The sequence below is a fragment of the Nocardia sp. NPDC001965 genome (assembly GCF_053594175.1).
Genome location: NZ_JBSFDZ010000048.1, coordinates 23,216 through 31,987 on the forward strand (window position 1 = coordinate 23,216; position 8,772 = coordinate 31,987).

The following is an 8,772-nucleotide window of genomic DNA, read 5'->3' on the forward strand; positions in this document are numbered from 1 at the left end:
TACCCGCGCCGGGACGTGCCCGGGCTAAAGGTCGAAGCTCTCGCCGGGAGTGACCGCGTGTACGGGTCCGGTGAACTCGGCCTTGGCCTCGGCGATGACGTCTTCGCGGGAGGTCCAGGGCGGAATATGGGTGAGCAACAGCTCCCCGACCCCGGCCTCGGCGGCGATCCGGCCGGCCTCGGTGCCCGAAAGGTGGATACCCGCCGGACGATTCGCCGGATCGTGGGTCCAAGACGCCTCGGCCATGAGGACATCCGCGCCCTGGGCGAGCTCCTGGACCGCGGGACAGACCGCGGTATCGCCGGTGTAGACGAAAGTGCGACCCGTGGTGGTGACGATTCGCAGACCGTAGGACTCCGGCGGATGGAACATCCGCCGGGCGGTGATGGTGTGCCCGGGACCGAACTCGACCGTCTCACCCTCGGCCCAGGGCCGGAAGTCGATCACATCGGACCAGTCGTCGCATTGCCCGCCGACCTCGGCCGACGCGTTGCCGATACGCAGTGGCGCATCCGACGGTCCGCGTACGATCGCCCGCCCGGTCGGGGGAGTGGGATGATAACGACGCCACACCAGGAGACCGGGAAGGTCGAGGCAGTGATCGGCGTGGAGATGGGTGAGAAAAATGTCGACCTCACCCGGATCGGCGAAACGCTGCAGCGCACCGAGGATGCCCGGACCGAAATCGATGACCACCGGCGACATATCCGGACCGGTCAGCAGATAACCCGACGCGGGGGAATCCGGGCCGGACACACTGCCCGAGCACCCGAGGACGGTGAGGCGCATGTCACCATGCTGCCACGATGTTTCCCGATTCAAGACAGCATCCCCCGAAAATACTGGCCGCACCCACGGTCACCGGGGCGGGGCGAGGGGCCCGGTGCGGAGTTGACGGCGGTGTCGACGTTCATCACTGGAGAGTACCCACCCGGCGAACAGTCCACCCATAGCGCCGAAAAGGTGTCCCTGCCAAGATATTCCGTCTTGACCGGGCAGAACGCCCCACAGCAGCGAACCGTAGAGGACCAGGACGACGAGCCCCAGCACGATCTGACCCGGCTGCCGGGCGAACCAGCCGCGGCAGATGAGGTAGGTGAGCCAGCCGAACACCAGCGAGGACGCACCGACGTGCACGGTGTTCTCGCCACCGGTCAGCCAGGTACCCACACCGGCGACGATCCAGACGATCCCGGTGGCGGCCAGGCCCCGGCGGATGCCGGTGGCCAGGGTCAGGAAGAACAGGATCAGCACCGGCAGGGTGTTACCGATCAGATGATCCCAGCCGTGGTGCAGCAGCGGCGCGAAGGCGATTCCGTCCAGGCCTTCGAACTCGCGGGGTTCGATACCCAGTGTCCGATCGATGGAGAAGTCGATCGTTGCGTCCACGAGCTCGATCAGATACAGCACCAGCACGAATGCGAGCGTGACGACCCCGGCCCGCGACCAGGTACGACGGGTGGCGGCGAACCGTCGGTTGCCGGGCCTGCCGGGCGGGGTGCCGCCCTGCTGAGGGCGCAGCGCAGCGATCCGGTCGGGGTCGAACGAAGCGCCCAGCGGAGTACCACCGGTCATGCGATTCCTCCTAGTACGCGCCTTGCCGCCCGGCGCGTTCTCCCCCGAGGGTACCGACGAACGGTGACCTCAGGCCCAGAGCTGGCCGTCGAGGCGTTCCTCGGCTTCCTCGAGAGTGCCGTCGTAGGCGCCGGTCGACAGATATTTCCAGCCGCCGTCGGCGACGACGAAGGCGATATCGGCGCGGCGGCCGGCCGCGACCGCCTTGCGGGCCACTCCGAGCGCGGCGTGCAGGATGGCGCCGGTGGAGATACCGGCGAAGATCCCCTCTTCGAGGACCAGTTCGCGGGTGCGGCGTACGGCATCGTAGGGGCCCACGGAGAAACGGCTGGTGAGTACCGATTCGTCGTACAGCTCCGGGATGAAGCCCTCATCGATGTTGCGCAGGCCGTAGACCAGTTCGCCGTAGCGCGGTTCGGCCGCGACGATCTCGATGCCCGGGACGTTCTCCCGAAGGAAGCGCCCGGTCCCCATCAGGGTTCCCGTGGTACCCAGACCCGCCACGAAATGGGTGATCTCGGGCAGATCGGCGAGGATCTCCGGTCCGGTGGTCTCGTAGTGGGCGAGCGCGTTGGCCGGGTTGCCGTACTGGTACAGCATCACCCAGTCCGGATTGGCGGCCGCGATCTCCTTGGCCTTGGCGACGGCCTGGTTCGAGCCGCCCGCGGCCGGCGAGTCGACGATCTCGGCGCCGAACATGGTGAGCAACTGCCGCCGCTCCACCGAGGTGTTCTCCGGCATGACGCAGACCAGGCGATAGCCCTTCAGCTTTGCCGCCATGGCCAGCGAGATCCCGGTATTGCCGCTGGTGGGTTCCAGGATCGTGCAACCGGGCGTGAGCCGGCCCTCGGTCTCGGCCTGTTCGATCATCCGCAGCGCGGGGCGGTCCTTGATGGATCCGGTGGGGTTGCGGTCCTCGAGTTTGGCCCACAACCGCACCGGTTGTTCGCCCTCCCACTGAGGCGACAGGGTGCGCAGTCCGACCAGCGGGGTGTTCCCGAGGGTCGCGATCAGTGACTCGTAGCGTGCCACCGGACTTATCGGGCCCCGCCCGCGACGGCCGGCAGGATCGTCACCGTCGAGCCCTCGCCGACCGTGGTCGCCAGCCCGCCGGAGAACCGCACGTCCTCGTCGTCGACGTAGATGTTGACGTACCGGTTCAGTTTGCCCTCGTTGAGCAGCCGTTCGGCCAGACCCGGGTGATTGGATTCCAGATCATCGATCACCGCGGCGAGCGTGGACCCCTGGGCCTCGACGCGCTTCTCGCCTCCGGTGTGGGTGCGCATGATGGTCGGAATGGACACGGTGACCGGCATGGTTGCTGCTCCTCGCTGTGTGCTCGGTACGGTTCGGAAATCTGTGGTGGTCAGGCGGTTTCGTGTTTATCGCGCGTGAGCGAGGGCCCTGCGTGGTGACGCTTCGCCTCCGCCTCCGGGCCTGACTCGCTCCCGCTGTAGGCGTCGACGATCCGCACCGGCTCCTCGGTGACCTCGCCGTCGACGATCCGGTAGCTGCGCAGTTCGTGCCGCTCGGGGTCGCGAGTGGAGATCAGCACGTAGTGGGCGCCGGGTTCGGAGGCGTAGGAGATATCGGTGCGGCTCGGATAGGCCTCAGTGGCGGTGTGCGAGTGGTAGATGACCACCGGCTCCTCGTCGGCGTCGTCCATACCCCGCCAGACCTTCAGCTGTTCGCCGGAGTCGAATCGGTAGAAGGTCGGCGAGCGCTCGGCGTTGATCATTGCCACGAACCGTTCGGGCCGGTCGGAGCCCTCGGGCCCCGCGATGATGCCGCAGGCCTCGTCTGGGTGGTCGGCACGGGCGTGCGCGACCATCGAATCCACCAGGTCGGCCCTGATCACGAGCACAATCGAACCCTTCCACCTCTTGTCACGGCCATCGCCGACCCGTCACTGCCGACAACTGTCGAGGATATTCGGGTATTCCCGGCACCCCTCGCACACCCCCACCGCGGCGCCCCGGCACCCGGACACGATCACCGCCCGCTGTTCCCGGGACAGAGCCTCCGCCCGCTCCCCACGACCACTGCCCGGAGCCTCGACGGTCATCCGCCCCGGCCTCGATCCACACCGCCGAATCCCACTGCCCACACGCCGCCCGCCCTCGGATACCCGGCTTCCGCAGCCGAGCCCACGAAGACCCCGAAGCGACACCGAACCCGGCTCCACCGCAGAGTCGGGCTTACCGGGGTCGGTCACACCACAGAGTCGGGGTTACCGCAGGAGTCGGCGACACCACAGATTCGGGCCCACCACAAAGGCGGGGCCCGCCCCGGTTCTGGAGCGACGGAGCGGGGGAGCGAAGCGGAGGAGCGCAGGAGTGAAGAACCGGGGTTTCGAGGGCCCCGCCCCGCGGCGCCGGAGGCGCCGCCATCAGACACCGAAGAGGTCGCTGTAGGAGGGGATGCCCGCCACGGTGTGGGCGGTGCGGATCCCGTCGACCATCGCGCGTTCCACGCAGACCGCCGCAGCCGTGCTCAGCGCGTCGATCAACGGCAGGTCCGCCGGGAAGGCCGCGGGCAGTCCTGGTGTTTCCGGCGGTGTCGCCGTACCGGTTGCCAGCGCGAAGAATGTATCGCCGTCGAGTGGGGAGTGGGCCGGGCGTACCGCCCGGGCCAAACCGTCGTGGGCGACCGTGGCGAGCCGGCGGCAGCCTGCCGGGTCCAGCGGGGCGTCCGTGGCGACCACCCCGATCGTGGTGTTGAGTACGGTGCCCTTCACTGCCAGCGCGTTCGCGGTGGCGAGTTGTTCGGCGGTGCCGGGGTGTAGGCCGAAGAACTCGGGTCCGTCGGTGCCCGCACCCCAGGGGATCCCGGTGCGGGGGTCGAAAACCGAGCCGACCGGGTTGGCGACGACCAGCGCGCTCACGGTCACGCCGGCGGCCACACCGTCGGTGAACCGGATACTGGCGGTTCCGATACCGCCTTTGAGGGCGCCGGCCTGGGCGCCGGTCCCGGCCCCGACGCAGCCGCGCAGGAAATCGGGTCCGGCGGCTTCGGCTGCGTGATAACCGAATTCGGCGGTCGGGCGGGTGTACCAGTCGCCGACCGGGAGGTCGAAGATGACGGCTCCGGGCACTATCGGGACCACTCGGGCGGGGTCTTCGGGTGACATGGGCAGGCCTTCGCCGTGCTCCTCGAGCCAGCGCATCACCCCGTCCGCGGCGGCGAGGCCGTAGGCGCTGCCGCCGGTGAGTAGGACGGCGTGCACCTGGCGCACCGTGTTGGCGGGGTCGAGCAGATCGGTTTCGCGGGTTCCGGGTCCACCGCCGCGTACGTCCACCGCGGCGACCGCTCCGCCCGGTGCGCGGATCACGGTGCAACCGGTGGCCGCGCCGGAACCGCGGGTCGCGTCCGGGTCGAGGACATGGTGGTGGCCGACCAGCAGGCCGGAGACGTCGGTGAGCGCGTCGCGCGGTCCGGGGGCGGCGGTCACGGTGCCATCGCCTGCAGCAGGGAGTCCTGCATCCAGGTGAGCCAGTGGTAGACGTCCAGGTGCGGTGCGCGCGGATCGTCGGGCGGGAATTGTTCGGGCGTGTCGGCGTCGATCTCCAGCACCACACCGAGTGCCAGCCGCACATCGGTGAGTGCGGTGAGCCAGGCGTCGGCTTCTTCCGGTGTGATCAGGATCTTGCCGCCGTCTTCGGGCAGCGTGTGCAGCACCACCCCGGCCGCGGCCAGTTTCTCGTCGATGATCTCCGGCTCGTGCAGGCCGCGCAGCGCACTGTTCAGGTCGGCGCGGTCGGCGTCGGGTGAGCCCGGTTCGGCGCGGTGGAATTCGGGCAGCAGGCGGGCGAGTCGGGGATCGTCGGGCGGGGCGGTGTTACCGCTGCGCAGACCGGTGAGCGCGGCGAGTTCGTCCTCGGGGGCCGAGGAGGCGCGTTCACCCAGCAGACCCGAAACCGCGCCGACCAGCGAGCGCAGCACACTGGCTTCGCGCTCGTCCATCTCCGACCGCAGTTTGAGACCGCTCAATGAGTTCTTCCGGCTCCATTTACGCACGTCGCTACGGTAACCGTCCGATCAGTCGTCTCGTTGCATGGTCGCCCACAGACCGGCCGCGTGCAGGCGGCGGACATCTTGTTCCATCTTGTCCCGCGATCCCGACGAGACGACCGCTTTGCCCTCGTTGTGCACCTTGAGCATGAGCTCGGTCGCCTTGGCTTTGCTGTAGCCGAACAGCTTCTGGAATATGTAGGCGACGTAGTGCATGAGGTTGACCGGATCGTCCCAGACCACCGTGACCCACGGCCTGTCCTCTGCTTCCAGGATCTCGGTGTACTCCACGGCCTCCGGTGTCGCCTGGGCCGCCGACAGCGTGACGCCGGAGGCGCCGAGGAGGACCTCTGCCGTCGAGGAGCGGGGTGCGGTGTTGCACAGGGCCATGAAGTCAAGGGTACGACGCGGGGAGTAATTCACAACACCCGGAGCAGGAACGATACGCCCGGCCAGGCCCGCGATACGGCGTCGCCCGTACTCGCTGCCCGGCGCCCGCCCCGGCGGGCTTCCCCGCGCAGGGCACGGGCTGTTTACAGTGACATCCGTGGACCTGCGCGACGAGTCCGGCAGCACCGCTCTGCTGACCGACCAATACGAGCTCACCATGCTGGCGGCCGCGCTCCGCGACGGTTCCGCGGCGCGGCGGTGCACCTTCGAAGTGTTCGCCCGCCGGTTGCCGCACGGCCGCAGGTACGGCGTAGTCGCCGGTACCGGCCGTTTCCTCGATGCGCTGACGCGGTTCCGGTTCGGCGCGGCCGAGCTCGATGTCGTCGCCGGGTTCCTGGACGCGGCGACGGTCGACTGGTTGCGCGATTACCGGTTCACCGGTGATATCCACGGCTATGCCGAAGGCGAGCTGTACTTCCCGGGTTCTCCGGTCCTGTCGGTGACCGGCACCTTCGCTGAATGTGTGGTGCTCGAGACGCTGGCGCTGTCGGTGCTCAACCACGACAGTGCGGTCGCGTCCGCGGCGGCCCGGATGGTGGGTGCCGCCGCCGGGCGCCGGATGATCGAGATGGGCTCGCGCCGCACTCATGAACGGGCGGCTCCGGCCAGTGCGCGGGCGGCCTATCTGGCCGGTTTCGACGCGACCTCCAATCTGGAGGCGGTGCGCCGCTACGGTGTTCCCGGCGCGGGCACGAGTGCGCACGCGTTCACGCTGGTCCACAGCGGTGCCGACGGGGAGCACGAGATCGAGGCGTTCCGCAGTCAGGTGGCGGCCCACGGTACCGGCACCACCTTGCTGGTCGACACTTTCGACATCACCCGCGGGGTCGAGCTCGCGGTCGAGGTCGCCGGGCCCGATCTGGGCGCGGTGCGGATCGACTCGGGCGATCTCGGCGTCCTGGCCCGTCAGGTCCGCCGGCAGCTGGACGATCTGGGCGCGGTGCAGACCCGGATCGTCGTATCCGGGGACCTCGACGAATACGCCATCGCCGCGCTGCGGGCCGAACCGGTGGACGCGTACGGTGTGGGCACCCAGCTCGTCATCGGGTCCGGTGCCCCGACCGCGGGGATGGTCTACAAGCTGGTCGAGGTCGACGGTGTGCCGGTGGCCAAACGGTCCAGCCACAAGGAGTCACGCGGCGGGGCGAAACGTGCGGTGCGGTCGGCGCGTTCGACCGGGACCATTGTCGAGGAAATCGTCTACCCGGCTACCGCCGAACGTCCGGCCCCGGCCGGATACGAGGTGCGTGATCTGCTGGTCCCGCTGGTTCGCGGCGGGACCGTACTCGACCGGCCGTCGCTGGCCGAATCGCGGGAACTGGTGGCCCGCGGTCTGGTGAGTCTGCCGTGGGAGGGACTCAAACTGTCCGACGGCGAACCGGCGGTTTCGACCACATTCCTGGCCTGACCGGGCGAGGGCGAGGAGACTGAGGGTATGAAACGCGCGCTGATCGTGGTGGATGTGCAGAACGATTTCTGCGAGGGCGGTTCGCTCGCTGTATCGGGCGGCACTCGCGTCGCGGGGCTGATCAGCGAATACTTGGCCGAATCCGGTTACGACGCGGTGGTCGCCACCCGCGATTACCATATCGATCCGGGCTCCCACTTCTCCGAGACTCCCGACTTCGTGGACAGTTGGCCGCCGCACTGCCGGGTCGGTACGCCGGGTGCGGAATTCCATCCGAGTTTCGATACCGGCGCGGTACAAGAAGTTTTCTCCAAGGGCGAGTACTCGGCCGCGTATTCGGGTTTCCAGGGCGCCTCGACCGCCGGGGAAACCCTCACCGAATGGTTGCGCGCCCGCGATATCGGCGCGGTCGACATCGCGGGTATCGCCACCGACCACTGTGTGCGCGCCACCGCCCTCGACGCGGTGGCCGCCGGTTTCACCACCCGCATCCTGCTGGGCCTGACCGCCGGGGTGGCACCGGCCACTGTCGAGAAGGCGCTCGACGAACTGAACGGTGCCGGAGTCGAGCTCACGGGTGCGGTGGTCACGGCCGGTGCTTGATCCCGGTCCGTACCGGGCCGCTTGTCACCGGGCCCGTGCACAATCACGCCCATGACCGCCACCGGGGACGATGTCCGCACCTACGCCCTGGCCCTCCCGGCCACGATCGAAGAGTTCGCCTGGGGGATGCCGATCTTCCGGGTGGAACGCCGGCTGTTCCTGACCCTGCCCGAGGACGAGACCTCGATGGCGGTGCGCTGCCCGATCGTCGACCGCGACGAACTGGTGGCCGCTGAACCGGACAAGTTCTGGATCGCGGGACACGAGGCCTACAACGCCTGGGTACGCGTCCGGCTGGCGGCACTGGACGACCTCGACGAAATGCGGGACATAATCCTGGACTCGTGGCGCCTCGCCGCCCCCACCACCCTGGCGCAGACCTTGTAGCAGCCGAACCCCGAGATCGCCCTCGAATACCGGCTCACGCGGCCCTGAAATGCTGTTCACCCCCGCCATACCGTTCTCCGCCGCCGCGGCGATCGCCACGGGTCGCCTACCCGGGCCCGCGAACCCGTAACCGCACGGCCCGAGCGCCCACATCCGCCCCACACGAGTGCTCCGCACTCGGATCCGGCCGTCGATTGCCCCCGCAACCCCCGAGTCGAGTTTTGCGAGACACCTCAAAGGGTTGAGGCCCGTCTCGCCGTTCAGGCCTCGAAGCGCATGCGCCGCAGGCGCGAGTCTCGAGGTGACCGCGGCGGGTGCGGTCGCGACGGCGGGACACA

Annotated in this window: 11 protein-coding genes; 3 read left to right on the top strand and 8 right to left on the bottom strand. The window is 68.8% G+C overall.

Features of this window, described 5'->3' with window-relative positions; genetic code table 11:
* Nucleotides 1-24 precede the first annotated feature (24 nt).
* The 8 genes from ACWCPQ_RS31940 to clpS all read right to left on the bottom strand — a co-directional run bounded on the left by ACWCPQ_RS31940 (nucleotide 25) and on the right by clpS (nucleotide 5,976).
* Nucleotides 25-789 carry a cyclic nucleotide-degrading phosphodiesterase gene (locus ACWCPQ_RS31940; protein WP_449905864.1) on the bottom strand — a complete coding sequence of 255 codons (765 nt, stop codon included), beginning with the start codon at nucleotides 787-789 and terminating at the stop codon, nucleotides 25-27.
* Nucleotides 790-858: 69 nt separating this feature from the next.
* Complete coding sequence (locus ACWCPQ_RS31945) at nucleotides 859-1,575, bottom strand: rhomboid family intramembrane serine protease (protein ID WP_449905867.1); 717 nt, start codon at nucleotides 1,573-1,575, stop codon at nucleotides 859-861.
* Between the two features lie 69 nt (nucleotides 1,576-1,644).
* Nucleotides 1,645-2,607: a PLP-dependent cysteine synthase family protein gene (locus tag ACWCPQ_RS31950; RefSeq protein WP_449905869.1), complete on the bottom strand. Its 963-nt coding sequence runs from the start codon at nucleotides 2,605-2,607 to the stop codon at nucleotides 1,645-1,647.
* 5 nt (nucleotides 2,608-2,612) lie between these two features.
* Nucleotides 2,613-2,891, bottom strand: coding sequence for a MoaD/ThiS family protein (locus tag ACWCPQ_RS31955; protein ID WP_449905872.1), 279 nt, complete (start codon nucleotides 2,889-2,891; stop codon nucleotides 2,613-2,615).
* A 50-nt stretch (nucleotides 2,892-2,941) separates the two neighbouring features.
* Complete coding sequence (locus ACWCPQ_RS31960) at nucleotides 2,942-3,439, bottom strand: Mov34/MPN/PAD-1 family protein (RefSeq protein WP_449905875.1); 498 nt, start codon at nucleotides 3,437-3,439, stop codon at nucleotides 2,942-2,944.
* A 525-nt stretch (nucleotides 3,440-3,964) separates the two neighbouring features.
* Entirely contained in the window at nucleotides 3,965-5,026 is a 1,062-nt protein-coding gene (locus ACWCPQ_RS31965) for a P1 family peptidase (protein WP_449905878.1), read from the bottom strand.
* Nucleotides 5,023-5,592 (bottom strand): oxidative stress transcriptional regulator AosR, encoded by a 570-nt coding sequence (gene aosR / locus ACWCPQ_RS31970; protein WP_449905881.1) that lies wholly within the window; start codon nucleotides 5,590-5,592, stop codon nucleotides 5,023-5,025. Before aosR ends, ACWCPQ_RS31965 begins: the two co-directional genes overlap by 4 nt.
* A 21-nt stretch (nucleotides 5,593-5,613) precedes the next feature.
* Complete coding sequence (gene clpS, locus ACWCPQ_RS31975) at nucleotides 5,614-5,976, bottom strand: ATP-dependent Clp protease adapter ClpS (RefSeq protein ID WP_449905883.1); 363 nt, start codon at nucleotides 5,974-5,976, stop codon at nucleotides 5,614-5,616.
* Nucleotides 5,977-6,193: 217 nt separating this feature from the next.
* Between clpS and ACWCPQ_RS31980 the strand changes: the two genes are divergently transcribed.
* The 3 genes from ACWCPQ_RS31980 to ACWCPQ_RS31990 are packed head-to-tail and all read left to right on the top strand — an operon-like array spanning nucleotide 6,194 to nucleotide 8,434.
* Nucleotides 6,194-7,444 carry a nicotinate phosphoribosyltransferase gene (locus ACWCPQ_RS31980; protein ID WP_449905894.1) on the top strand — a complete coding sequence of 417 codons (1,251 nt, stop codon included), beginning with the start codon at nucleotides 6,194-6,196 and terminating at the stop codon, nucleotides 7,442-7,444.
* Nucleotides 7,445-7,471: 27 nt separating this feature from the next.
* On the top strand, nucleotides 7,472-8,047 hold the full coding sequence (locus tag ACWCPQ_RS31985; RefSeq protein WP_449905886.1) for a nicotinamidase: 576 nt from the start codon (nucleotides 7,472-7,474) through the stop codon (nucleotides 8,045-8,047).
* Nucleotides 8,048-8,098: 51 nt separating this feature from the next.
* Nucleotides 8,099-8,434, top strand: coding sequence for an MmcQ/YjbR family DNA-binding protein (locus ACWCPQ_RS31990; protein ID WP_449905888.1), 336 nt, complete (start codon nucleotides 8,099-8,101; stop codon nucleotides 8,432-8,434).
* The last annotated feature ends 338 nt before the right edge of the window (nucleotides 8,435-8,772 follow it).

Coding starts and splice junctions, on each gene's coding strand:
- ACWCPQ_RS31990 (WP_449905888.1), top strand. CDS start 8,099: ATGACCGCCACCGGGGACGATGTCCGCACCTACGCCCTGGCCCTCCCG.
- ACWCPQ_RS31980 (WP_449905894.1), top strand. CDS start 6,194: ATGCTGGCGGCCGCGCTCCGCGACGGTTCCGCGGCGCGGCGGTGCACC.
- ACWCPQ_RS31940 (WP_449905864.1), bottom strand. CDS start 789: ATGCGCCTCACCGTCCTCGGGTGCTCGGGCAGTGTGTCCGGCCCGGAT.
- ACWCPQ_RS31945 (WP_449905867.1), bottom strand. CDS start 1,575: ATGACCGGTGGTACTCCGCTGGGCGCTTCGTTCGACCCCGACCGGATC.
- ACWCPQ_RS31985 (WP_449905886.1), top strand. CDS start 7,472: ATGAAACGCGCGCTGATCGTGGTGGATGTGCAGAACGATTTCTGCGAG.
- clpS (WP_449905883.1), bottom strand. CDS start 5,976: ATGGCCCTGTGCAACACCGCACCCCGCTCCTCGACGGCAGAGGTCCTC.
- ACWCPQ_RS31955 (WP_449905872.1), bottom strand. CDS start 2,891: ATGCCGGTCACCGTGTCCATTCCGACCATCATGCGCACCCACACCGGA.